General features: G+C 61.6%; 21 protein-coding genes and 1 riboswitch. Of the genes, 7 read left to right on the top strand and 14 right to left on the bottom strand.

The window, feature by feature from the left end; all coding sequences use genetic code 11:
* Nucleotides 1–120 precede the first annotated feature (120 nt).
* Nucleotides 121–1,581, bottom strand: a complete 1,461-nt coding sequence (gene tldD / locus G7047_RS28070) for a metalloprotease TldD (RefSeq protein WP_166311576.1) — start codon at nucleotides 1,579–1,581, stop codon at nucleotides 121–123.
* Nucleotides 1,582–1,788: 207 nt separating this feature from the next.
* Nucleotides 1,789–2,958 carry a rod shape-determining protein RodA gene (gene rodA / locus G7047_RS28065; protein ID WP_166311575.1) on the bottom strand — a complete coding sequence of 390 codons (1,170 nt, stop codon included), beginning with the start codon at nucleotides 2,956–2,958 and terminating at the stop codon, nucleotides 1,789–1,791.
* Between the two features lie 118 nt (nucleotides 2,959–3,076).
* Between rodA and G7047_RS28060 the strand changes: the two genes are divergently transcribed.
* Nucleotides 3,077–3,664: a YqiA/YcfP family alpha/beta fold hydrolase gene (locus G7047_RS28060; protein ID WP_166311574.1), complete on the top strand. Its 588-nt coding sequence runs from the start codon at nucleotides 3,077–3,079 to the stop codon at nucleotides 3,662–3,664.
* 9 nt (nucleotides 3,665–3,673) lie between these two features.
* On the opposite strand, the gene G7047_RS28055 is transcribed toward G7047_RS28060, so the two are convergent.
* Nucleotides 3,674–5,251, bottom strand: a complete 1,578-nt coding sequence (locus G7047_RS28055) for a PglL family O-oligosaccharyltransferase (RefSeq protein ID WP_166311573.1) — start codon at nucleotides 5,249–5,251, stop codon at nucleotides 3,674–3,676.
* 142 nt (nucleotides 5,252–5,393) lie between these two features.
* Here G7047_RS28055 and G7047_RS28050 point away from each other — a divergent pair, with 142 nt between their 5' ends.
* The 4 genes from G7047_RS28050 to mtgA all read left to right on the top strand — a co-directional run bounded on the left by G7047_RS28050 (nucleotide 5,394) and on the right by mtgA (nucleotide 10,235).
* Nucleotides 5,394–7,496 carry a ribonuclease catalytic domain-containing protein gene (locus tag G7047_RS28050; protein ID WP_166311572.1) on the top strand — a complete coding sequence of 701 codons (2,103 nt, stop codon included), beginning with the start codon at nucleotides 5,394–5,396 and terminating at the stop codon, nucleotides 7,494–7,496.
* A gap of 12 nt (nucleotides 7,497–7,508) precedes the next feature.
* On the top strand, nucleotides 7,509–8,369 hold the full coding sequence (locus G7047_RS28045) for an energy transducer TonB (RefSeq protein ID WP_166311571.1): 861 nt from the start codon (nucleotides 7,509–7,511) through the stop codon (nucleotides 8,367–8,369).
* A 244-nt stretch (nucleotides 8,370–8,613) separates the two neighbouring features.
* A complete protein-coding gene (gene aroE, locus G7047_RS28040) occupies nucleotides 8,614–9,456 on the top strand; it encodes a shikimate dehydrogenase (RefSeq protein ID WP_166311570.1) in 843 nt (280 codons plus the stop codon).
* A gap of 35 nt (nucleotides 9,457–9,491) precedes the next feature.
* Nucleotides 9,492–10,235: a monofunctional biosynthetic peptidoglycan transglycosylase gene (mtgA, locus tag G7047_RS28035; protein WP_166311569.1), complete on the top strand. Its 744-nt coding sequence runs from the start codon at nucleotides 9,492–9,494 to the stop codon at nucleotides 10,233–10,235.
* A gap of 5 nt (nucleotides 10,236–10,240) precedes the next feature.
* Here the strand turns inward: mtgA and G7047_RS28030 are convergent, their stop codons facing one another.
* Entirely contained in the window at nucleotides 10,241–11,071 is an 831-nt protein-coding gene (locus tag G7047_RS28030; RefSeq protein WP_166311568.1) for a helix-turn-helix domain-containing protein, read from the bottom strand.
* 435 nt (nucleotides 11,072–11,506) lie between these two features.
* On the opposite strand from G7047_RS28030, the gene ruvC reads away from it, so the two are divergent.
* Nucleotides 11,507–12,055, top strand: a complete 549-nt coding sequence (gene ruvC, locus G7047_RS28025) for a crossover junction endodeoxyribonuclease RuvC (RefSeq protein ID WP_166311567.1) — start codon at nucleotides 11,507–11,509, stop codon at nucleotides 12,053–12,055.
* A 272-nt stretch (nucleotides 12,056–12,327) separates the two neighbouring features.
* Here ruvC and G7047_RS28020 read toward each other — a convergent pair whose 3' ends face one another.
* The 10 genes from G7047_RS28020 to cysD form a co-directional block, all read right to left on the bottom strand.
* Nucleotides 12,328–12,771 carry an RcnB family protein gene (locus G7047_RS28020; protein WP_166311566.1) on the bottom strand — a complete coding sequence of 148 codons (444 nt, stop codon included), beginning with the start codon at nucleotides 12,769–12,771 and terminating at the stop codon, nucleotides 12,328–12,330.
* Nucleotides 12,772–12,985: 214 nt separating this feature from the next.
* Nucleotides 12,986–14,833 (bottom strand): phosphomethylpyrimidine synthase ThiC, encoded by a 1,848-nt coding sequence (gene thiC / locus G7047_RS28015; RefSeq protein ID WP_166311565.1) that lies wholly within the window; start codon nucleotides 14,831–14,833, stop codon nucleotides 12,986–12,988.
* Between the two features lie 108 nt (nucleotides 14,834–14,941).
* A riboswitch (TPP riboswitch) is annotated at nucleotides 14,942–15,049 on the bottom strand.
* A 105-nt stretch (nucleotides 15,050–15,154) separates the two neighbouring features.
* Entirely contained in the window at nucleotides 15,155–15,634 is a 480-nt protein-coding gene (locus G7047_RS28010) for a nuclear transport factor 2 family protein (RefSeq protein ID WP_166311564.1), read from the bottom strand.
* Nucleotides 15,635–15,652: 18 nt separating this feature from the next.
* Complete coding sequence (locus G7047_RS28005) at nucleotides 15,653–16,447, bottom strand: SDR family oxidoreductase (RefSeq protein ID WP_166311563.1); 795 nt, start codon at nucleotides 16,445–16,447, stop codon at nucleotides 15,653–15,655.
* 200 nt (nucleotides 16,448–16,647) lie between these two features.
* Entirely contained in the window at nucleotides 16,648–17,127 is a 480-nt protein-coding gene (locus G7047_RS28000; RefSeq protein WP_166311562.1) for an SRPBCC domain-containing protein, read from the bottom strand.
* A gap of 13 nt (nucleotides 17,128–17,140) precedes the next feature.
* The gene (locus tag G7047_RS27995) at nucleotides 17,141–17,596 is read right to left on the bottom strand and encodes a nuclear transport factor 2 family protein (RefSeq protein WP_166311561.1); all 456 of its coding nucleotides are present in this window, start codon (nucleotides 17,594–17,596) and stop codon (nucleotides 17,141–17,143) included.
* A 72-nt stretch (nucleotides 17,597–17,668) separates the two neighbouring features.
* Nucleotides 17,669–18,856, bottom strand: a complete 1,188-nt coding sequence (locus G7047_RS27990) for a sulfotransferase (RefSeq protein ID WP_166311560.1) — start codon at nucleotides 18,854–18,856, stop codon at nucleotides 17,669–17,671.
* Nucleotides 18,853–19,962, bottom strand: a complete 1,110-nt coding sequence (locus G7047_RS27985) for a DUF1214 domain-containing protein (RefSeq protein WP_166311559.1) — start codon at nucleotides 19,960–19,962, stop codon at nucleotides 18,853–18,855. Before G7047_RS27985 ends, G7047_RS27990 begins: the two co-directional genes overlap by 4 nt.
* A gap of 67 nt (nucleotides 19,963–20,029) precedes the next feature.
* Nucleotides 20,030–21,943: a sulfate adenylyltransferase subunit CysN gene (gene cysN, locus G7047_RS27980; RefSeq protein WP_166311558.1), complete on the bottom strand. Its 1,914-nt coding sequence runs from the start codon at nucleotides 21,941–21,943 to the stop codon at nucleotides 20,030–20,032.
* On the bottom strand, nucleotides 21,943–22,941 hold the full coding sequence (cysD, locus tag G7047_RS30975; RefSeq protein WP_256376855.1) for a sulfate adenylyltransferase subunit CysD: 999 nt from the start codon (nucleotides 22,939–22,941) through the stop codon (nucleotides 21,943–21,945). The genes cysN and cysD overlap by 1 nt, the downstream gene beginning before the upstream one ends.
* A 1,045-nt stretch (nucleotides 22,942–23,986) precedes the next feature.
* Here cysD and cysQ point away from each other — a divergent pair.
* Nucleotides 23,987–24,760, top strand: a complete 774-nt coding sequence (gene cysQ, locus G7047_RS27970) for a 3'(2'),5'-bisphosphate nucleotidase CysQ (RefSeq protein ID WP_240939292.1) — start codon at nucleotides 23,987–23,989, stop codon at nucleotides 24,758–24,760.
* Nucleotides 24,761–24,782 lie beyond the last annotated feature (22 nt).

The raw sequence follows: 24,782 nt of genomic DNA, 5'->3' as shown, positions 1-24,782 counted from the left end.
CCTTGGACGAGAACCAAAAGTAAAAATAAAACGAGCTACGAACTTGCATAAGCATTCAATGTAGCACTTTTTGGTGCGACGCAACAAGCATTTTTATCGGTAATTTCGCCAGTGTGGCCATCAAGCGGTGCCGCCGACGGTCAGGCCGTCGATGCGCATGGTCGGCTGGCCGACGCCCACCGGCACGCTCTGGCCTTCCTTGCCGCAGGTGCCGACGCCGCTGTCGAGCTTCATGTCGTTGCCGATCATGCTCACTTTTTTCAGAGACTCCGGGCCGCTGCCGACAATCGTCGCGCCTTTGACCGGGTAGAGGATCTTGCCGTTCTCGACCCAATAGGCCTCGCTCGCGGAGAACACGAACTTGCCGCTGGTGATGTCGACCTGGCCGCCGCCGAAGTTGGTGGCGTACAAACCCTTCTTGATCGAGGCGACGATTTCCTTGGGATCCTTGTCGCCGCCCAGCATGTAGGTGTTGGTCATGCGCGGCATGGGGATGTGCGCATAGCTCTCGCGGCGGCCGTTGCCCGTGGGCTTGGTCTTCATCAGACGCGCGTTCATCGAATCCTGGATGTAGCCCTTGAGAATGCCGTCCTCGATGAGCACGTTCTTCTGCGTGGCGTGGCCCTCGTCGTCAACGTTGAGCGAGCCACGGCGATCAGCGATGGTGCCGTCGTCAAGGACGGTGACGCCCTTGGCCGCCACGCGCTCACCGATGCGGCCGCTGAACGCGCTCGAACCCTTGCGGTTGAAGTCGCCCTCCAAACCGTGACCAACCGCCTCGTGCAGCAGCACGCCGGGCCAGCCGGGGCCAAGCACCACGGTCATTTCGCCTGCGGGAGCGGGGCGCGATTCAAGGTTCACCAGCGCCGCGTTCACCGCCTCGCTCACATACTGGTGAACGAGTTCGTCATCAAAATAGTCGAGACCAAAGCGACCGCCGCCGCCGGCCGAACCGACTTCGCGGCGGCCATTCTGCTCGGCGATCACGGTGATGGACATGCGCACCAGCGGGCGCACGTCAGCCGCCAGCGTGCCATCGGCGCGTGCCACCAGCACCACGTCGTATTCACCAGCCAAGCCTGCCATGACCTGCACCACGCGCGGGTCCTTGGAGCGGGCAAGCTTCTCGGCGCGCTCGAGTAGCTGGACCTTGGCCGTGCTGTCCATCGTCGCGATCGGGTCGAGTTCGGGATAGAGCGAACGACTCTGCGCGATCTTGCGCGCGCCCACCTTGGTGCGCGCCGACTTGGCGACCGATGCAATCGAGCGCACTGTGCGCGCCGCGTCGAGCAACGAGGCTTCGGAGATGTCGTCAGAATAAGCAAACGCCGTCTTCTCGCCGCTCACCGCACGCACGCCGACACCCTGGTCGATGCTGAACGAGCCGGTCTTGACGATGCCCTCTTCCAGACTCCAGCCTTCGCTGCGCGTGTATTGGAAGTAGAGATCGGCGTCATCGACCTGATGCGCGCGGATTTCCGCCAGCGCGCGGGTCAGATGGGACTCATCGAGACCAAAGGGCTCCAGCAGCAGCTGACGAGCAATGGCCAATCGTTCAATGGTGGGTTCGCGGGAGATCATCCTGCTCATTGTAGAGGGGGCTCGCGATTCATTTGGAGGTGGCGATATAGCCCCTCATACTTTGTTGCAAAGCCTTGCCGTACCAAAGTACTGTCTGCGGCTTTGCGTCGCGTCTGAGGGGCTATCTCACCATTGTGGTTGCAGGTTCATGCGCCCTGCTCGCTGCCCAGTTTGGCTGTCTGAATACCGAGCCCAGCCGTTGGGAAACTAATTTTCCTGGGGAGCTTGCGACGGCTGGTTCTGTGCTCTGGCGACCGACATCAGCACACCCAGAGCCAAGCCCAGCGTCACCATCGCGGTGCCGCCGTAGCTCACGAACGGCAGGGGCACGCCGACCACGGGCAGGATGCCGCTGACCATGCCCATGTTCACGAAGGCGTAGGTGAAGAAGATCATCGAGACGGCCCCTGCCATGAGGCGGCCGAACAGCGAGTTGGCACCCACGGCAATCGCGAGGCCACGCCAGACCAGCAGCAGGAAGCTGATGATGAGTGCGATGTTGCCAAGCAACCCGAACTCTTCTGAGAACGCGGCGAAGATGAAATCGGTCGTGCGCTCGGGAATGAATTCCAGGTGAGTCTGCGTTCCCGCCATGAAGCCCTTGCCCCAGATACCACCAGAGCCGATCGCGATCATGCCCTGGATGATGTGAAACCCCTTGCCGAGCGGGTCGCGCGTGGGGTCGAGCAGCGTGCAGATGCGCTGCTGCTGGTAGTCGTGCAGCACCGGCCAGCGCACGCCGTCGGCGCACAGTTGCGGCTCGAACCAGACGATCAGGAAGATGCCTACCGCGCCGATCAGCACCGGCGGTATCACCAGTTTCCACGGCAGCCCAGCAAAGAAGATCACGGACAGGCCAGCAGCCATCACCAGCAGAGAGGTGCCGAGGTCGGGCTGCTTCATGATCAGCCCCACAGGAATCAAAAGCAGCACGATGGCGACCACGAAGTCGGCCGCGCGCAACTGCCCTTCACGCTTCTGAAACCACCAGGCCAACATCAGCGGCGTGGCGATCTTGAGCAACTCGCTGGGCTGGATCACCACACCCACGTTGATCCAGCGCTGTGCTCCCTTCTTGGTGATGCCGAACAGCGCCACGGCCACCAGCAGGGCCACGCCCAGCGTGTAGAGGGGCACGGCCAGCGCCATGAGTTTCTGGGGCGGCACCTGCGAGACGCAAAAAAGAATGCCTGCGGCGAGAAGAATATTGCGGCCATGGTCCACAAACCGCGTGCCGTGGTCGTACCCCGACGAATACATGGCCGTGAGCCCGATGGACGTGAGGATCAGCAAAAGAGCGATCAACGGCCAATCGAACCCGCGCAGCAGGGGCATCACACGCTGGAGCAGCGTTGGTTTGTCGAAAACGGCAGACATGGCGCGCGATTATCCCAGCGCGGCGCACAACCCTTCATGGCGGGTGCAGAATCTCCTCTTACTATTCGCGTAAACAACTGTCCAAGGGCGCGCCGCGCGCCCCCACGCAACCCTTTCCATGCCCACGACGCATCTGCTCTATCTGCACGGTTTCCGCTCCTCGCCTCGCTCTGCCAAGGCCCAGATCACCGCCGCCCGCGTGATGCGCACGCATCCGCAGGTGCATTTCTGGTGTCCGCAACTGCCACCCTCGCCCGCCGAGGCCATGGCCATGGTGGCCGAAGGCACGAGCCACTGGCCGCGCGAGACGACGGCGGTGATCGGCTCGTCGCTCGGCGGCTTCTATGCCAGTTGGTTCGCGCAGCACATGGGCTGCAGGAGCGTGATGCTCAATCCCGCCGTCAACCCGGCACGCGATCTGGAGCGCCACATCGGCGACCAGACGGCATGGCACAACCCGAACGAGCATTTCTATTTCCAGCCGCATTTCGTCGATGAGCTCAAGGCGCTCGACGTGCGCCATCTGCCGCCCGCCGGGCCGGAGATGGCCATCATCGCCAAGGGCGACGAGTTGCTCGACTGGCACGAGATGGCTGAGCGCTATGCGAGCGCCGCCGAACTGCACATCCTCGAAGGCGGCGACCATGCGCTCAGCGACTTCGAGAACCATGTGGAAGACGTGATCCACTTCTGCGATCTGGCTTGACGGACCTGGTCAGTGCGTTGAAGCGGGCAGCGGTTGTTTGTCCATGAAGGCCTTGTAGGCATCGGGGTAAGCCTTCTGGAACAGCGCCATGTGTTCGTTCGCCTCGCCGGTCATGCCCAGAATCCGGGAGCTTTCGATCAGTTTGGTGATCACGCGTGGCTCAGGGGAATAGTGCAGCATGCGCCGCGCCATCGCGTGCATCTGCACCGCGTTCTCAGTCGTCACGGTGGTCGTGGTGAGCCACGCGAATTCGGCCTGATTGGTGAAGAAGTTCGAGTCTTCGCTGACCTCCCGCGCCGTGAGATTGCGCCACTGTGCCTCGCGGTACTGCGGCAATTGGTAGAGCGCGGCCATGCGGCGGAAGTCGCTGCTGATCAGGTAGGTGCCCGCCAGCCACGCCACGCAGGCCACGAGCAGTGTCACCTGCCAGCGCGAAGCGGTGGGCGCAGAAAGCTCGACAGGTTTCACCGGCAACACCAGAATCGCGACGGAGATGACCAAGGCGAGCTGGAACGGCCCGTACCACAGCGGAAATTCAAGCATGCTGTGCATGCCGATCAGCGCGAGCACGCCCCAGGCCAGTTGACGCGCGCCATCGGTCTCGCGCCACGGTTTGAAACGCCAAACCGCCCAAAGCACGAAGGCGCAAAACGCCAGCGCCGCCGGCAGACCTAACTCGACGGCCAGATGCAACGGCAGGTTGTGCGCGTTGTCCAGCAGCACACAAAAACGCTCGTCCGGGAACGCGGTGATGTAGTGCGCAAAGTCCAGCTCGCCCCAGCCCCAGCCAAACCACGGCCGCTGCTCGATCAGATACGCCATGTTCGACCACAGCGTGAGACGGCTCGTGCAGCGGTGCGACGTATCGGCCACGCGCATGAAGAGTCCGTCCATCTGCACACCAGTCCAACGCAGCAGCAGCTCGGGCAACAGCCATGCCGCAAACAGATAGGCCAGCAGCCCGGCCACGCCCAGCGCCAATCCGAGCCGTCCAACGCTCTTTCGCCAGAACCAGAGCATCACGACCAGCGCCACCCACTCGACCGCGCCGGTGCGCGACGCAGTCACTCCGCTGCCCATGGCAAGCAGCACCAGCAGCCACGGTGCAGCCGCCGCAAAGACCGTGAGCAGGGGGTTGGGCTCGCTGGTCGACACATCGAAATCCACCGGCTCGCGCCTGCGCAGCCAGCGCGACGAGCACAGCAGCAGCGCGAGCGCGCTCATCAGGAGCAGCGTCGCCTGCTGGTTGCGCTGGCGCACATTGCCGATGGCCTGCCCCAGCGTGCTTTGATAGATCCATGGCGACAACCCCACGTCGCCCTGAAAGAATTGAACCAGCCCGATGACGGACGCGATTGCACCCGCCAGCATCAACCCGGAGGCGAGACTTTGACCGAGTTCGTCGCGCAGCTCGGCGGGTCGGCTCACACGCGGGATGCAGAGCATCACGATCAGCCAACCGCACAGGGCGCTTGCCACCAGCGGCCAGAAATTCGTCAGTGGCGACTGCGTGTAAGCGAAGAGAAAAGGAATTGCCACGGCCAGACTCTTCAGGGCGCGGGCAAAGACGTGAGTGACAGCTTTCATGGGTGCGCGCCATTGCATGCGCGTAGGACAAGCCGTGAATCATAGACCTGCAGACCCCTGGCCCCGGGCGCCAACCGCAAATCCTTGTGTCCAACTGGGCACCTGCGCATGCGAGCCCTCGCGCCATGGGAAAATAGCTGTCATGCATGCACTATTCGAAGAAGCCGGCAAGTTTCAGGCTGGCCGCATCCTCTCTGAGGCAGAAAGCTCTGCCCAGATCGAGCTGGATTCAGGTAAACGCGTCAAGGTCAAGGGCGCCAACATACTGATGAAGTTCGACAAGCCCGCGCCCGCAGAACTGCTGGCAAAGGGCCGCGAGCTGGCTGCCACCATCGATCTTGATCTGGCTTGGGAATTCGCGCCCGAGGGCGAGTTCGGCTTTGCCGATCTGGCCAGCGACTATTTCTCCGAGTCCTCCTCGGTCACCGAACAGGCCGCCGCGCTGCTCGCGCTGCACGAAGCGCCGCACTATTTCCGCCGCGCGGGCAAGGGGCGATTCAAGAAGGCGCCCGCAGAAATTCTGCAGCAGGCGCTGGCCGGCATCGAGAAGAAGCGACTGATTCAGGAGCAGATCACCGTCTGGGCCCAAGAGCTCGGCGGCGGCGCTTGTCCGCAGCCGATCCGCGATCAGCTCTACAAGATTCTGTTCAAGCCCGACAAGAACGCGCCCGAATACAAGGCAGTGGTCGAGGCCAGCCGCGCCACGCACAAGGCCCCGCTCGACCTTCTGCAGGCGGCGGGCGCCATCGACTCGGCCTACGAATTCCACTGGAAGCGCTTCCTGTTCGAGAACTTCCCCAAGGGCACCAGCTTTCCGCAGATCAACGCACCCCAACCACCGCAGGACCTGCCGCTCGCGCCCGTGCAGGCCTATTCCATCGACGATTCCCAGACCACCGAAATCGACGATGCGCTGTCCGTGCAGGGCCTTGGCACCGGCACCGTCACGCTGGGTGTGCATATCGCCGCGCCGGGTCTGGCCATCGTGCCGGGCTCGCCGCTCGATCAGCTCGGCCGCTCGCGCCTGTCCACCGTCTACATGCCGGGCTACAAGATCACCATGCTGCCCGATGAGGTGGTGAAGATCTACACGCTCGACGAAGGCCGTGCGAACCCCGCCGTCTCGCTGTATGTGACGATCAACGAAGAGACGCTCGAGATCACCGGCACCGAGACCAAGCTCGAGCGCGTGCCCGTCGCCGTCAACCTGCGCCACGACAAGCTCGATCACATCGTCACCGAAGAATGGCTGAACGACGCGTCGATCACAGTCGACGGCACACCGCAGGAACTGCTGGATCGCCGCAGCGAAATGTCCTTCCTGTTCAGGCTCGCGCAAAAGCTCAAGGCGGGCCGCGAGGTCGTGCGCGGCAAGCCCGAGACCTTCAACCGTCCCGACTACAACTTCCGCCTCGAAGGCAACAACGGCGCCGAGCCCACCGGCAACGAGACCGTCAGCATCACCACCCGCAAGCGCGGTGCGCCGCTGGACCTGATCGTCGCCGAGGCCGCCATCGTCGCCAACAGCACCTGGGGCCAGTTGCTCGCCGACCACGGCGTGCCCGGCATCTATCGCAGCCAGTACTCACTCGCTCCCGGCGTGAAAGTGCGCATGGGCACCAAAGCCCAGCCGCATGCGGGTATCGGCGTAAAGTGCTATGCGTGGTCCACCTCACCGCTGCGTCGCTATGTCGACCTGGTGAACCAGTGGCAGATCATCGCTTGCGCCCGCCACGGCAAGACCGCAGCGCTCGCCGCACCGTTCAAGCCCAAGGATGCGGACCTGTTCTCGATCATCTCCAGTTTCGATGCAGCCTACGGTGCCTACAACGGTTACCAGGCTGGCATGGAACGCTTCTGGACGCTCAAGTATCTGGAGCAGAACGGCATCACCGAAATCGAAGCCACCGTGATCAAGGACAACGGCGGCGCTGGCATGCTGGTGCGTGCTGATGCGCTTCCGCTGGTCATCTCGGTGTTCGGCGCACAGAACCTGCCGCGCGGCGCACGCGCGCTGATCAAGCTTGGCGACATCGACGAAATCACACTCGACATCCACGGCACCGTGCTGCAGCGCCTCGATGATCCGGAGGACGCGAGCGACGACGGCGAAGTCAGCGAAGAAGACGAGGATGATGATTCGGTCGCTGGCCCGATCGCGATTGCGGTCGACGTCAACGAGACCGATGCGGCAGATGCGCCACAAGGTGCACAAGCCAAGCCCCAAAGCTCCGACAACAGTTGATAATCAGGCGCCGTGAAACTGCCCGCCTTCCTTCAAAAACTGAGCGTCCTTCAGCTGGCGCTCGGAGCCTCCGTCATCGTCCACGCCGCACTTTTGACGGTGCGCTTCGTCGACCCTGAAAGCTTCAACCGCGTGTTCGAGGACACGCCGCTCGAAGTCATCCTGGTCAACGCCAAATCCAACGAAGCGCCCGACAAGGCCCAGGCCATTGCACAGTCATCACTGGCTGGCGGCGGCGAGGCCGCAGCGGGCCGAGCCACCAGCCCACTGCCCTACTCGGCATTGACGGCTGTCGGCGACGACCTCGAAGAAGCCCAGCGCAAGATGGACGCGATGATGGAGCAACAGACCCAGCTCCTCGCCCAACTGCGCAAGGAACTCGCCCACCTGCCCCCACCCGACCCGCGCCCTGACAGCAAGAACGCGGAAAAGGAAGTGCAGGAGGAAAAGCGCAAGCAATTGCTCAAAGTGCTGGCCGAGATCGAGAAGCGCATCAATGAAGAAAACGCGCGTCCCAAGAAACGCTACATCAGCCCCGCCACGCGCGAAGAGGTGTACGCCGTCTACTACGATGCGCTGCGCCGCAAGGTCGAGGACAAGGGCACGGAAAACTTCCCCGAAGCCGGTGGCAAGAAGCTCTACGGCGAGCTCATCATGATCATCACCGTCAACCACAACGGCCGCGTGCTCGACACCGAAGTCGCCCAGACCTCAGGCAATAAGCTCTTGGATCGCCGCGCTGAAGCCATTGCCACCGCAGCCGGCCCCTATGGCCACTTCGGCCCGGCCATGCGCGCCAAGGCCGACCAGATCGCCGTGGTCTCCCGCTTTAAATTCACCCGCGACCTCACGCTGGAAACCGACGTGCGCTGACGATCTCGCGAATTCGCGAGATCCCCGGCACGAGCACAGCGAAGTGCCGAACGCACCTCTTATTTAGAATCTGACTCGCGGCGGTTGTCCGAGCGGCGCGCGAAGCGCAAAGCGAGTTCTGCCGCGTGACCCCGAATTCAAGCGCGTTTTTGGTTACTTTTTGCGCGCAAGCAAAAAGTGACTCCGCCGCCGGGCGGAACTCCCGGCCTCCGACCTCAAAAAAACACAGCACTCCCCAACCGCCATGACCGAAAAATATTGCGTGATGGGCAACCCCATCACCCACAGCCGCTCCCCCTGGATCCACACCCGCTTCGCCGAACTGACGAACGAACCAGTGACCTACACCCGCCAACACGTAGAACTAGACAGCTTCCAACAAGCCATCAAAGCATTCGCAGCGCAAGGCGGCAGAGGCTGCAACATCACCGTCCCCTTCAAGCTCGAAGCCGCAGAACTCGCCACAAACAAGAGTGAACGCGTCACCCTCGCAGGCGCAGCCAACACACTGACGATCAACGCAGACGGCACCATCAGCGCAGACAACACCGACGGCCTCGGCATCGTCGCCGACATCACCCGCAACGCCGGCGTGAACATCACCGGCCGCGACGTCCTGCTGATCGGCGCGGGCGGCGCAGCGGCCGGCGTGCTCGGCCCCCTCTTGCGCGAAAAGCCGCGCCGCATTGTCATCTCCAACCGCACCGTGGAAAAGGCGAAACACCTCGCGAACAGCCATGCCGCCATTGCCTACGAGACCGGCACTGAACTCGCATCGAGCGCGCTCGATGCGATTACCGAAGACTTCGACATCATCATCAACGGCACGGCCAGCAGCCTCGCCGGTGCCGAATCGCCCGTGCCTGCGAGCGTGCTGCGCCAGGGCGCTCTGGCCTATGACATGATGTACGGCGAAAAGGCCCAGGGCTTTCTCGACTGGGCCACACGCCACGGCGCGGTCGCGCGCGACGGCCTCGGCATGCTGGTCGAACAGGCGGCGGAATCCTTCATCATCTGGCGCGGCGTGCGGCCACCGGCCGAACAGGTGTTGCGCGAGCTGCGCGCCGAGATCGCTGCAGGGCGCTGATTGCGCGCGTGCAGGTTTGCGCGAAAATCCGTGCAATGTTGTCGCTCAAAGCAATTTCTCGCTGGCTCGCCCTGGTGGTGCTGGCCTTCCTCTCACTGCAGTTGTTCTTCGTGCTGCGCATCGCGCTCATGGTCGTCGTCGATCCCGAATCGACCACCTTCCAGCGCTCGCAGATCTGGCAGCAGATGACGACGGACGGCTCGCTTCACTGGAAACAAGAATGGGTCGCCTACCCACAGATTTCAGACCACCTCAAGCACGCCGTGGTGGCCTCGGAGGACGACGGCTTCGTCAACCATGATGGAGTGGACTGGAACGCCATCGAGAAGAACTGGGAGCGCAACAACAAGCTGCAGGAACAGGCCGAGCAGCGCCTCGAAAACAACCCCAAGGCCAAACAGCGCCCGGTGCGCATCCGCGGCGGCTCGACCATCACCCAGCAGCTCGCCAAGAACCTGCTGCTCTCAGGCGAGCGCAGCCTGCTGCGCAAAGGACAGGAGCTGGCGCTCGCGATGCTGCTGGAGCAGCTTCTCTCGAAAGAGCGCATTCTCGAGATCTATCTGAACAACGTGGAATGGGGCGAAGGCGTCTTCGGAGCTCAGGCCGCTGCGCGCCGCTATTTCAACAAGAACGCCAACCAACTCAGCAGCGCCGAGGCCGCGCGACTGGCCGTGATGCTGCCCGCTCCCAAGCGCTTTGAAAAACAGCCGCAATCGGCTTATCTGAACGGCCGCACGCGCGTGATCATGGGTCGCATGAACAGGGCTGAACTCCCCTGAAAAAATCAAGCGACGCGTGCGACCGGTTCGCCGCGTCCACCCGCAATCGCATAACCATTCACCGAGCCGCCCGCGCGCAGCGCAGGTGCCAACGCCTCGCCCACACGCTGCGCGGTGGCGAGCACGGTAGGCACGGCGCGCTTGAGCATGCGCTCGTCCATCTGGCGCGCGAACGTGGTGTAGACCATCACGCCGCGCAGCATGCCCGCGCTGAACACCGGCACCGCGAGCGCTGCGCTTTCCGAACGATGGTGGCCGTAGCGCACCGCGAAGCCCTGCTTACGGATCTCGCGGATCAGGTGGCGCATGGCGCGCAGATCGGTGATGCGCGGGCCCTCGTCTTCACGGCTGTTCATCTCTTCGATGAGGATACGGCGCTCGGTCGGATCGCAGAATGCGAGATAGGCGCGGCCCGAGGCCGAGTCCGTCAGCTCGTACTTGCGACCGACGCTCGACGGCCGAATCGCATACGGGCTGTAGGGCATGGTGCAGTACACGATGCGGATCTGGTGACGGTCGATCACGCCAAGCGACAGCGGCCATTTGATGGCGTGCGTGGTGCTCACCATGATGGGCGCGGCGAGTTCTGCAAGCTGCATCTGCGTGGTCACGCCGCAGCTCAGATTGCCGACTGCCTGCGTGAGCTGGTAGTGGCCGTAGACATGCGGATCGGTGCGCACGTACTTCTCGGTCTCAAGCGTGCTGAGCAGGCGGTGCAGCGTGGATTTGGCAAGGCCCGTACGCTGGTGCAGTTCCTGCAGCGTCCAGCTCACGCGTTCGTTCATCACCCGCAGAATCTGCAGCGCGCGCTGCACGGAACGGACTTCGGTGCTCATGGCGCAGCCACTCCTCGCGTGGGCAGTACACAATGGCGTGCACCCGACGACAAGTTCAGGCGCGTAGGTGAGCGGCTGTCGATCATTGCGGTGGCTGGTGGGCAGCTCCAACTGGAGATCCCGTCCGGGGACGAGACAGTCATCAAATACACGGGCACTGTTTAGCTTTCTTCTTCGGTCAATCCGGCGGACCACCACCTCACACCTGTCCGGATCGCCTGTTATGGTGAGCCCACGGACGTGGCTGCACCTTATGTGTCAAACAAACAAGGAACCGGCTTCCTTGTCTCCAGACAACCAGGTTCCATTCCGGCTACAGTCTAGAAGCTTGAGAAAACTTTTGTTGGACAATTTTTAACGTTCCGCCTATCGGAATCCCGTTACTTTCAGGGTGATTCCAAGGATCTGAAATGTCTGGGTAAGGAAACACTTCGCGTGAGAATTTTGGGAATCGACCCCGGTCTGCAGACCACCGGCTTCGGCGTGGTGGATGTCGACGGACATCAACTGAGCTACGTGGCCAGCGGCACCATCCGCACTACGCAGTTGGCTCGCGGCGACTTGCCCGGTCGTCTCAAGGTGCTGTTCGAAGGTGTGACCGAAGTGGTCAAGCGCTACCAACCCGATCAGGCCACGGTGGAAATCGTCTTCGTGAACGTGAATCCGCAGTCCACGCTGCTGCTCGGTCAGGCACGCGGCGCAGCGCTCGCGGCACTGGTCTCGCAGGATCTGCCGGTGGCCGAATACACCGCGCTGCAGATGAAGAAGGCCATGGTGGGCCATGGTCGTGCGGCCAAGAATCAAGTGCAGGAGATGGTACGGCGATTGCTTCAGTTGCCGGGGCTTCCTGGCACCGATGCGGCGGATGCGCTGGGGTTGGCGATCACGCATGCGCATGCGGGAGCGGCTATGGCGCGGATTGGGGAGGTGGCGGATCTGCAGCGGCGGCAGCATGCGATGTACAAATCGGGGCGGAGCTACTAGAAGAGGGCTTTGGCCTGCCCTCTTGCTGTTGGCTTCTGCTGCGTCTTTGAGGGCAGAGGCCGGGACTGCCCCCGGCGGGGCAATCACTTTTTGCTTGCGCGCAAAAAGTAATCAAAAACGCGCTTGAATACCTGCGGCAAAACTCGCTGCGCGCTGGCGCGCTCCGCTCAGACAGCTTGCCGCAAGAGTGACATGAAGAGGTGCGCTCGGCACTTCGCTACGCTCGTGCCTTTTGCCATCTCGCTATTCGCGAGATGGCTGTGCTTCTGCTGTCAGTTCCCTAGGATGAGGGATGTGATCACGCCTGTGGCGATGGCCACCAGCATGTAGTCGCCACCGTATTGGACCCAGTGATAACCGCGTGGGGGGGCTGAGAGACGGTGGCCGCGCCAATCTTCCACGACGTAGCTGCGGGAGCGGTAAGCAGGTGGGATGCGGTCGCCGCGGTTCCAGCGGTGGTCCGGGCCGGCGCCGCGTGGGTAGTCCTGGCGGGCATGGCCGGGAGGGTTTGCGCGGCGGTTGTCGTGACGACGATTGTCCATGTCACGGCGGTTGTCGCCTCGGCGATCATCGCCACGGTGGTCGTAGCGTTGATCGTTATTTCTGACGATGTCGGGGCGCGGCTGAGCGGTTGCGCCGATTGCGGTAACACCCAGCAGAATTGCCACAGTTGCAGATGTCAGTGTTTTGGCGGCGGTGCGAAACTTGGCTGTCATGTGAACCTCCTTGGATTGGAAAGCGCGGTGAACGACGAATGGAAAAATTTTCCTACTCGTCAATTGGCCCGATATCGCAGCAGCCTGCATTGCTCACAGAACCGATGGCGATATGGCTGCCATGTTGCACCAGAAATGCCGCCCGCCAAGTAGGCGGACGGCAGGTTTACATGAGATTTGCTTTCGCGTGGAAGTGGTTCACGTTTCGCTGATTTCAGGCGACAGATTGAATCGGGATGTAGAGCTCACCGCCGCCTTCTCGAAATTCACCCGCCTTTTCCTGCATGCCCTTGGCCGCGAATTCGCGGACTTCCTGGGTGATCTTCATCGAACAGAACTTGGGGCCGCACATCGAGCAGAAATGCGCGACCTTGGAGCTGTCCTTGGGCAGCGTCTCGTCGTGAAATGCGCGTGCCGTGTCGGGGTCGAGGCCGAGGTTGAACTGGTCTTCCCAGCGGAAATCGAAGCGCGCCTGACTCAGCGCATCGTCGCGCGAACGCGAGCCAGGGTGGCCCTTGGCGACGTCGGCAGCATGTGCCGCGATCTTGTAGGCGATGATGCCCTGCTTCACGTCGTCACGATCGGGCAGGCCCAGGTGTTCCTTGGGCGTGACGTAGCACAGCATGGCCGTGCCAAACCAGCCTATCATGGCCGCGCCGATGGCGGATGCAATGTGGTCGTAGCCCGGCGCGATGTCAATGGTCAGCGGGCCGAGTGTGTAGAACGGCGCTTCGTTGCAATGCTTGAGCTGCTCGGTCATGTTCGACTGGATCATGTGCATCGGCACATGGCCTGGGCCTTCGATCATGGTCTGCACATCGTGCTCCCACGCAATCTGCGTGAGTTCGCCCAGCGTGTGCAGTTCGGCAAACTGCGCTTCGTCATTCGCATCCGAAGCGCAGCCGGGACGCAAGCCATCGCCCAGCGAGAAGCTCACGTCGTACTGCTTCATGATGTCGCAGATGTCTTCGAAGTGCTCGTACAAAAAGCTCTCGCGGTGATGCGCCATGCACCACTTGGCCATGATGGAGCCGCCGCGCGAGACGATGCCGGTGCGGCGCTGCGCGGTGAGGTGGATGTAGGCGAGGCGCACGCCCGCGTGGATGGTGAAGTAGTCCACGCCCTGCTCGGCTTGTTCGACGAGCGTGTCGCGGAAGATTTCCCAGGTGAGGTCTTCGGCAATGCCGCCCACTTTTTCCAGCGCCTGATAAATCGGCACGGTGCCAATCGGCACGGGCGAGTTGCGCACGATCCAGTCGCGTGTGGTGTGGATGTTCTTGCCGGTGGACAGATCCATCACGTTGTCCGCACCCCAGCGGATCGCCCAGACCAACTTTTCCACTTCTTCCTCGATGCTCGACGTGACCGCGGAGTTGCCGATGTTGGCGTTGATCTTCACGAGGAAATTGCGGCCAATCGCCATCGGCTCGACTTCGGGGTGATTGATGTTGGCGGGAATGATGGCGCGGCCACGGGCGACCTCGTCGCGCACGAATTCCGGCGTGATGATCTTGGGAATGATCGCGCCCATCGGGTTACCGGCCAGGCGCTTTTCACGCGCCTCGTCCTGCATGTACTGCTGCATCCACTCGCGGCGGCCGTTTTCGCGCAGCGCGACGTATTCCATCTCGGGCGTGATGATGCCGCGCTTGGCGTAGTGCATTTGGCTCACGTTAGCACCGCTCTTGGCGCGGCGTGGCTGGCGCTGCAGCGCGGCGGCTTCGGCGCGCAGTTGTTCGAGGCGGATCGCGTCGGCATCGCCCTTGCGACCGTCGTCGAGCGCCACGCGCAGGCGACCTGCGTAGTACTCGGTATCCCCACGCGCATCGATCCAACTGCCGCGCACGCTGGGCAGGCCCTGACGTACGTCGATGTCCACCGTGGGATCAGTGTACGGGCCGGATGTGTCGTACACGCTCACCACCTCGCCGTTGGTCAGCGCGATGTCGCGCACGGGCACACGAATATCCGGTTTGCTGCCTTCAATGAAGTTTTTGGTGGATGCGGGAAACGGCTCGCGCGAGAGCGAAAGCAGCTGGGAAAACTTGTCGATGGCATTCATGGCGGGCACTCCTCAAAGGTCTGATGGAATGCTCCGCAATCGGCCGAACGTCGTGTGACTCGGTGGCGCGCAAACCCATTTCGGGCAGGCGCGCACTAGCACATCTACACATCCAACTGCAGCTCTTCTTACGCTGGTACTAACCAGATCAAGTTCGCGGTTCCAGTGGTCAAGTCCACTGTCTCAGCACGCCTACGTGCACCCCGGAGCAAGCGCGAGTATATGCGGCGGCGGCGGAAATTCAAGTGATTTTTCAAAAAATCAGAACAAAATGTTCCGCGAATCGATACATCCCATTTTCTCGGCTGCTCAGCGGCCCATTCACACGCCGCTTGTAACAGGCTGCGGCATGATCGGCTGCGACGTGATCCGGCAACCCGCGCTGAGCGGCTCGATCATCTCCAGCAGCCGCTTGTAGCCGGTGCGCTGAATGCGCCATTGCCCGGCGATCTTGATGTAGCGGTCCTCGTACAGCGCGCTGCCGGTGAGAATGGTCTGCTCATCGAGGTTGATGAACAGATCGTTCAGGTACCAGATCCCCGTGGCCACATCGCCATCCACCTTGATTTCAGGCGTATGTCCGTTATGCATGCCAAAGCGCCGATGCGTGAATGCGTTGCGGTAGAACTCGATGGCCTGGTCGATGCCGTTGATCTCGAACTGGTAAGTCGGGCTGTCAAAGCGGATGTAAGCATCGCTTGCCAGCACTGTTGCGAGAAGTTCCAGATTGCAGGTATCGATGCCGCGAAAGTAACGCGCCTTGAGTTGTTTGATCTCTTCGATGTCAAAAAGCGTTTGCATGGTGTTCTCGGCTGAGTTTCAGTGCGGCAGGTAATGACCACCGCTCACGTCAAGCTGCGCGCCGGTCACGACGCGCGCGTAGTCGCTGGCCAGATAGAGTGCGGCAGCCGCACAATCTGCATCGTCCGGAATCTCATGGCGCAGCGGAATCTGCTTGGCGATGACGTCCACCAGCGACTCCATAGGAACGCCCTGGCGCTTGGATTCGGCCTGAAAATAGCCTTTGACGGGCGCGCCCCACATCCAACCGTTGTAGGTGCTGTTAACGCGAATGCCGAACGGGCCGAGGTCTTCGGCCAGATACTGCACAGCCGTCTTGAGCGCCCCCTTGGAGACCGCGTAGCCGGCCTCCAGCTGATTGGGACGGCGCGTGGCCATGGTGTTGATCATCACGATGCTGCCATCTTTCTGTTTCTTCATTTGGGGCACAACGGCTTGCGTCATGTTCATGGAGCCATACAGATTGACCTCCATGACCTTGCGCCAGTCGTCCATCGACGAGTTGCTGGACGTTCCCCATGTGCCATGCGCGTAGGCGGAGTTGATCAGCGCATCGATGCGGCCGAACTTCTCGATGGTCAGTGCGGCCAGTCGTTGGCATTGCTCGGGCTGCGCGATGTCGGTGGCCACCTTGAGCACTTCGCAGGTGTAACCCGCCTCGCGGATCGCGGTTTCGGTGTCGTCCAGCATGGACTGGGTGCGGGCGGCAAGCACCACCGCCTTGGCCTGATATTCCGCCGCGCGCAACGCGAGCTTGATACCCATGCCCGGGCCAATGCCCGAAATGATGATGACTTTGTTCTTCAATAGCATACAGGTCTCCGTTGGAGTTTTGGTGATGTGGTGGTTCAGAACGTGTTTGCGATCTTCATCGCGAGGCTTGCAGGATGCGGATCGGGATGGGCTGCAAGGCGCAAACCGCAGCAATAGCTCGGGCTATTGCGAGGATTTGCAACGCAGCAGACCGCCCGAGGCCGCGCCTGCAAGACCATGTGGAGACCGTAAACACGTTCTCAGACTGCCGCCGCAGCGCGGGCTCGCTGCAGTTCTTCGGCGCGTTTTTTCAGATCGACCGCGACCTGGTCGAAGGCCATCTTCACCCACGCGCCATGCTCGCGCATGATGGTGTCGGCATTGAGGCCCAGAAACTGATCGGTCGTGAAGTAAGTGCAGCGGTTGGCGTCGATCGCTTCGATGTACTGATCGCGGCGCGCGGCATCCTTGTTCTCCGGCACCGGGCGCTGCTCCCAGGACAGCAGATGCTCCGGCTCGAAGGCCACCAGATATTCGTTGACGGGCCAAACGTCGCCCGTGATCGGATGGCGGGTTTGCATAGCAACCAGATCATTGAGCTGCAGCCCGCAGCGAATGTCAGGGCAGAAGCGGTTCCAGTGACAGTAGTTCTCAAGATCGGTCAGCACCTCCCACACCAGACTGGCAGGCGCGTTGATTTCGACGGTGATGGAGGTGACGAGATTGGCAGCTTTGGTCATCTTGAGCCTCGCTTCAGTTGATCGGTTTGGACGTGATTTGCAGTTGCTCGCTGAGTGGCTGCACGGTCTCGAGCAGGGTCTTGTAGCCCGTCTGCGCGATCCACCACACGCCATTGCGCCTCACATAGCGGTCTTCGTAGATGGCGCCGCCATTCATGTGCGTCTTTTCTTCGAGGTTGATGAAGACGTAGTTCAGATACCAAAGACCGGTGGCCGTGTCACCGTTCACCTCGATCTCGGGCGTGTGACCGTTGTGCATGGCCAGGCGGGTCTTGGTGAACGAGGTCTTGTAGAAATCAAGCGCCTTGTCGACGCCTTCCAAATGGAATTCATAGGCCGGGCTTTGAAAGGCCAGCTTGATGTCCGGCGTCAACATGCCTTGGAGCAACTCCAGATTGCAAGTATCGATGGCGCGAAAGTACCGCGCCTTGAGCTGCTTGATGCGCTCGATGGCTTCGAGGTCCAACATGTGCTTTTGTCTCCTGTTGTAGTGGTTCGGTGCGGCGCACCGCCATGGTGAAAGCGAATGAAAACGTGACCTTCAGCTACGCGATGCCAGATGCCTTTCCCGGTAGGGCGCGTAGTCGTCCTGCATCTGCTGCTCGCAGAGGCCAAACGTCTCCAGCGTGTAGTCGTGGCCCGCGCGTTTCTCGCGGCCATTGCTCGCCAGCCAATGCTGGGCGGCGGCGCGGGCTTGCTCGGTGAAGTCAAGTCCTGCGAAGCGGTAGACCGTCTCCAGCACCTCGATGGGCTTGGCCACGGCGTCGGCGAAATGGATGTCCAGAAAGCGCCCAGCGTCCTGGTGGTCACGCACCTGCATGGTGTGATGGATGCCGCGCGCCATGCGGCTGTTCCACTGCTTGCCGGCGGAGCGAGGATCGGCCTGATCGCTGTAGATTTGCCACAGCGTGTGCGCCATGCTGGCCATCGAGGGAATCGTCTGCGCGGGCTCGCGATGGGTCAGGATGACCTGCGCCTTGGGAAAGACCGACAGCAAAATCTCCAGCGTATGCAGATGCTGCGGCGCCTTGAGCAGCCAACGCTCGCCCTGCGGTTCGCCGCGCAGTTGCTTTTGCCATTGCAGCAGTTGCAGCATCTTCTTGAGCTGTGTGTAGACCGGGCGCTGATCCTGCTGGTCAAGCCAAGCGGTGTAGCTCGGCACATCAGCGTAAGCGTCCATGGCGCAGAGAAATGAATGCTCCATGAGCATGAATTCCTCGTCGCACAGCGTGGCGCTCATGGGATGAATCGACAGAATCTGCGGAATGGCTTCGATGGTCTGGGCGACTTCTGCCTTCGCCATCTCGATGCGTTTGGCCGACTCCTTTGGCCCCTCTTCGGCGAGCGGCGCGGGATAGCGCGTCTCCCACCAGGCGGCAGAGTAAAAGCGCGGGTCTACGGCCAGCGTGCGTTGCAGCATCGTGGTGCCGGTGCGCGGCAGGCCGACGATGACCAGCGGATCGTCGATCTGGATCTGCGCAATCTCCGGATGGCGCGCGAAACAGTCTTCCATGACGAGCCGGTTCACCAACTGGCCCACGATGCGCTCGCGCATCATCGCCAATCCGGTGGCAGTGAGCTTGGCTTCGGTGTTCAGCGATTGGGTGAGCACTTCCAGTGCCGCTCGGTAGTTGTCGTCGCCAAAGTTACTCAGGCCCGGCGCCCGCTCGCGCGCGGCTTGCAGCAGCTCTGGCACATCGAGCGGCGCAGCTTGCATAGGTGCGTTCATGCGACCTCCGCCAGTTGGTCCACGGGCACGACACGGGTCGTGGGGTGACATTGCTCTTTCGCGCCCACCCAGCGCAGGCACATGGTTCCCTGGCGAACGCCTGCGGTCTGCAGCCAGTTGGCCACGCCGGGATCGCGCTCGCTCAGCACCAGCGTGACGCCGCCATTTTCGTCGTACTGCGCCTGATGCTTGTTGATGCAGATTTGGTGATGGCGGTAGTCGAGAGACTCCAGCCAGTAGTTGTTGATCTGCAGGTTCCAGAACGCGCATTCCGGCACCTTGTCGACGTGGATGACCAGCGCCTGGTCTTCGCCCAGCTGCCAATGCGAGTGGTAGTAGAAGATGTTGGGATCGCCGCCCACCGATTGGCAATAGGCTTGGTCGGCCGGTGGCAACTGGTTGCTGTGCGGCTGGTAGCTTTCGGCCCAGTCGGCGAACAGTTTGGCGGTGTTCTCGACGAACGCGGTCACGCGCTGCAGCGATTGCGCGAGCACCAGCGGATCGAGCGGGCCGGGCTTGTCCGTGGTGCCGATGCGCTCGATCGAAAGCTTGGCCGGTACTTCCGTCTTGCGGTCCATGAAGGTCTGGCGCACCAGCAGCGAGACCGAGGCATCTTCCATCGGCAGCCAGTTGCCGGACTGCGGCTCGCGGCTGACGATGATCTCGAAGTTGCCGTCCTTGTCGGTCTTGAGCTGGTTGGCGTCCAGAAAGCCGGTCACCACCATGCGGCCGTCGGTTTCGTAGCCGCCTTTTTGCGTGCAAAAGCTCAAATACGGCACGCTGCCGCGATGGCCAAGAATACGGTACTGCATGGCACCGTTCAGGCGCGCGTATTCGTAGATGTTGTCCGGATTGTCCGCACCGATCTTGGCGGTCTCGTGCGAGGTCTTGAAGAAGCTGGGAAACGCCGGATCGGCGAACTCCACATGCATCTCCAGCGCAATGCGCAGCAGTCTGGTGAGATAGCGGTAACCCTCAGCGCGCGTGGCGGGATCGGCCGGTGTTTCGGGACGCAAAATCTGCTGGCCGCAGCGTTTGAGATGGTCGCAGAACTGCGACCAGGTCTCGCCGCTCATCAGCTGTTCGTTCAAAGTGTGCTCATCCATGATGTAGCTCTCTTGGTGTGCCGCGCGTTGCCTTGGCAGACCACGCGCGGCGAATGGAGGAAAAGAATCAGGCTTCGTCCGCGATGAGGCCACGGGCGACCAGCTCGGCGATGATCTTGTCCACGGCCTCCTGCGCGGTCAGGGCGACTGTGGAGATGTGGATGTCCGGCGACTCGGGCACTTCAAACGGCGAATCGATTCCGGTGAAGTTCTTGAGTTCGCCACGGCGCACTTTCTTGTACAAGCCCTTGGGATCGCGCTCTTCGGCAACGGCGAGCGGCGTGTCGATGAACACCTCCAGAAATTCGCCATCGTTCACCAGCTTGCGTGCCATTTCCCGCTCGGCCTGAAAAGGTGAGATGAACGAGGCAATCGCAATCAGCCCGGCATCCACAAACAGCTTGCCCACTTCGGCCACGCGGCGGATGTTCTCCACGCGGTCTGCATCGGTGAAGCCCAGATCGCGGTTCAGGCCGTGGCGCACGTTGTCGCCATCGAGCAGGTAGGTATGCCGCCCGCGTGCGTGCAAGCGGGTTTCCAGCAGGTTGGCAATCGTGGATTTGCCCGCACCCGACAGGCCGGTGAACCACAGCAGCGCGGGCTTTTGCCGCAGCCGCTCAGCGCGCGCCTGCTGGTTCACGTTCACATGCTGCATGTGAATGTTCTGCGATCTGCGCAGCGAAAAATCGATGAGGCCCGCGCCCACCGTGGCGTTACTCAGGCGGTCGATCAGGATGAAGCTGCCGGTCTCGCGATTGTCCTTGTAGGCATCGAAAGCGATGGGCTGGCTGCACGACAGATTGCACACTCCGATTTCATTGAGCGCCAGTTCCTTGGCGGCCAGATGCTCCAGCGTGTTGACGTTGATCTTGTACTTGGGCGCGGCAAAGGTGACCGGAATGGTCTTGCCACCGATCTTCAGCAGATAGGGCCGCCCGCCCAGCATCGGCTGCTCGTGCATCCAGATCAGCGTCACCTGAAACTGATCGGCCACGTTGGCCGCTTCATCCGCGACCGAGATGACGTCGCCCCGGCTGCAATCGACTTCATCGGTCAGCGTGAGCGTGACGGACTGGCCCGCCACCGCCTGCTGCAGATCGCCATCCTGCGTGACGATGCGCGCAATCTGCGTGACCCGACCGCTAGGCAGAATGCGTACCGGATCGCCGGGATGGATTTGCCCGCTGGCGATGCAGCCCGCGAAACCGCGAAAGTCGAGGTTGGGGCGATTGACCCATTGCACGGGCATGCGAAACGGCAGCTTCTGCTGGCGGGCTTCGTCGATTTCCACGGTCTCCAAATAGCCCATCAGCGTCGTGCCGCGATACCACGGCATGTGCTCGCTTTGCTCAAGGATGTTGTCGCCGCGCAGGGCCGACATCGGGATGGGCGTGATGTCGTGCAGATCGATCTTCTTGGCGAACTCGCGGTAGTCGGCCACGATGTCGTTGAAGACCTGCTCGGAGTAGCCCATCAAATCCATCTTGTTGACGGCCAGCACGATCTTGCGGATGCCGATCAGCGACGCCAGATAGCTGTGGCGCCTGGACTGCGTGAGCACGCCGCGGCGTGCATCGATCATCACCACGGCCACGTCTGCAGTGGATGCACCGGTCACCATGTTGCGCGTGTACTGCTCATGGCCGGGCGTGTCCGCCACGATGAACTTGCGCTGGTCCGTGGAGAAGAAGCGGTAGGCCACATCGATGGTGATGCCCTGCTCGCGCTCGGCGGCCAGACCATCGACCAGCAACGCAAAATCCAGTTCACCGCCTTGCGTGCCGACTTTTTTCGAGTCCACGACCAGCGCTTCCATCTGGTCTTCGAACAGCATCTTCGATTCGTAGAGCAGTCGCCCGATCAGCGTGCTCTTGCCGTCATCCACGCTGCCGCAGGTGATGAAGCGCAGCAGGCTCTTCTGCTCGTGGGCCTTGAGATATTTCTCGATATCTTCCGAGATGAGTGCGGATACGTGTGACATCAGAAATACCCCTCTTGCTTCTTCTTTTCCATGGATGCAGCCGAGTCGTGATCGATCATTCGGCCCTGGCGCTCCGACGTACGGGTGAGCAGCATTTCCTGAATGATCTTGGGCAGGGAGTTGGCGTCGGACTCGACGGCTCCGGTGAGCGGGTAGCAGCCCAGCGTGCGAAAGCGCACGTTGCGCATCATCGGAACTTCGCCGCTCTTGAGCGGCATGCGGGCGTCATCCACCATCAGCAGCGTGCCGTCGCGTTCCACCACGGGCCGTGGGGCAGAGAAGTACAGTGGAACGATGGGAATGTTCTCCAGATAGATGTACTGCCAGATGTCCAGCTCGGTCCAGTTGGAGAGCGGGAACACCCGGATCGACTCGCCCTTGTTCTTGCGCGCGTTGTACAGGTGCCAGAGTTCGGGGCGCTGGTTCTTGGGGTCCCAGCGGTGCTGGTCCGATCGGAAGGAGAAGATGCGCTCCTTGGCGCGGGACTTCTCTTCGTCGCGGCGCGCGCCGCCGAATGCCGCATCGAAACCGTATTTGTCCAGAGCCTGCTTCAAGCCCTCGGTTTTCATGATGTCGGTATGCGTCTGCGAGCCGTGCTTGAACGGGCTGATGCCCATCTCGATGCCATCCGGATTGATGTGCACCAGCAAGTCCATGCCCAGCTTGGAGACCATCTGATCGCGAAAGCGGTACATATCCTGGAACTTCCAGGTCGTGTCCACATGCAGCAAAGGGAACGGCGGCTTGGCGGGGTAGAACGCCTTCATCGCCAGATGCAGCATGACGGCACTGTCCTTGCCGATGGAGTACAGCATGACGGGGTTGTCTGCCTCGGCAACAACTTCGCGCATAGCTTGAATGCTTTCGGCTTCGAGCCTCTGCAAATGAGTCAGCACCACAGATTTCTCCTTGGTTTTTGGTTTTCGATGCTGCGAACTGTAGGATCCTGTCGATCCAAATTTTTGCGCGAGTTGATGTTTTAGAAGATGCTGGGTCATGCTCGCCATAGGGTCGAGCTGCAGCGGCGTAGGGGTTTGTATGGGTGCGGTTTTTGTGTCCGTCGCCGCGCTCTGCACGCTCTTCAAAATGCTGCTGGCCAGTTCGTTGGATTGACTGAGAAGCTCAGTCGCCGCTGGCAGATGAAACAAACGCAGGCGATCGCAGCGGTCGCTCGCCAACGATGAGAAAGTCGCCGCGCGCTGCCACTGCATGGCTGGCAACAACGCAAAAATCTTGCAATCGCTCGCGCGCTGCAAGCGATCAAAAAAGTCTTCCAGATGCGACTTGCGCAAACTGCCCTCATAGGGTTGCCAGTGCACCTTGCCGCGGTTGTTGACCGCACGCAGAATGCCGTGGCGCAGGCGCCCCGGGCAGTTGCTGTGTGCGCCGAAATCATCGATCCAGACGACGCTGGCCTGCTCCTTCTTCGCCTGCTCGCAGATGTCGAAATAGGTGCTGGCGTACCAGCGCTGCACTGCTGTGGACGACTGCTGCATGCGCTTAATGGGACGATCGGCATTGAGATTCCAGCGCTGCAGGTACTGGGCCGTTGTGCGCTCTGGCAATTCGAGCTGCTGGCGCAGCGCGATCAACTGCTGCATCGCTTCGAGCTGCCACAGCAAAAACGGCAGTCCATGGTCTGCAGGCTGAGTGCTGACCAACTGCACATAGATGTCCTGCTCCTGCATGGCTGACAAGCTGCGGCCCTCGCCCGGCTTGCGCCCGCGCTCGCGGATGAGCACAGCATTCCAGCCGCCCGTCTGCCAGGCTTTGTGCGCGGAGATGATGGTGGGAGCGGACAGCCCGGTCTCGACGCCTATCTCCTTGAGCGTCTTGCCCGCAAGGCGCAACTTCACCGCCTGAATCCGCAGTGGATTGATGTCCTGAACGCTGAGTTTCTTGCCGACAGCCATGCGCAGTCCTGTAAAACATTCACTCGCTGATTTGCGAAGTTCTGAATGCACTTACTGTCGGCCTGTCCGCTGATTGGCGCATAGGCCAAACGGATTAGGACCATGAGCAAAACAACACAGGAGATTTTTTGTGACTCAGACCCGGGCCTCATTGCTTGAAGACGTCATCGCCATCGCCCGCGACGCGGGAGCGCTCATCATGGAGATCTACCGCAGCGACTTCGAGGTGCGCGGCAAGCACGATGCATCGCCCGTGACTGAGGCCGACGAATGCGCCGAACGCTTGATTCTGGAGCGCCTGCGCGCCTTGCGGCCGCAACTGCCCATCGTCTCCGAAGAAGCCGCCGCCGCAGGCTACGTGCCCGCGTTCGGCGAACGTTTCTGGCTCGTCGATCCGCTCGATGGCACCAAGGAATTCATCCATCGCAACGGCGAATTCACCGTCAACATCGCGCTGATCGATGCGGGCATGCCGGTGCTAGGCGTCGTGTTCGCGCCCGCGCTTGATCGCATGTATGCCGGTGCGCAAGGGCTTGGTGCATGGCTGGAAATCGAAGGGAAACGCCAGACCATCGAGTGCAGAAACGTTCCGCAAGAAGGCCTCGATGTGGTGGCCAGCCGCTCGCATGGCGATGCGGATGCGTTGGACCAGTTCCTCGATGGCCGCCTCGTGCGTTCACTCAAAAGTGCCGGTTCATCGCTCAAGATCTGCCTCGTTGCCGAGGGCGAAGCGGACCTGTATCCGCGCCTTGGCCGCACCATGGAATGGGACATCGCCGCAGGCCACGCCGTGCTCGTCGCCGCGGGTGGCCAGATCCGCGTGCTCAGCGGCGATGTGCTGAGCTACGGAAAACAGGATTTGAGCAATCCGCACTTCTATGCCTGCTCGCTGGACTACCGCTGATTCCGTTGTGCCCAGTTGATTG

Origin of the sequence: Diaphorobacter sp. HDW4A (assembly GCF_011305995.1) — a bacterium.
In the GTDB taxonomy this organism is placed as follows: Bacteria; Pseudomonadota; Gammaproteobacteria; order Burkholderiales; family Burkholderiaceae_C; genus Diaphorobacter_A.
The sequence above is the reverse complement of the archived record's forward strand: the minus strand, read 5'-3'. Positions and strand labels throughout refer to the sequence as shown.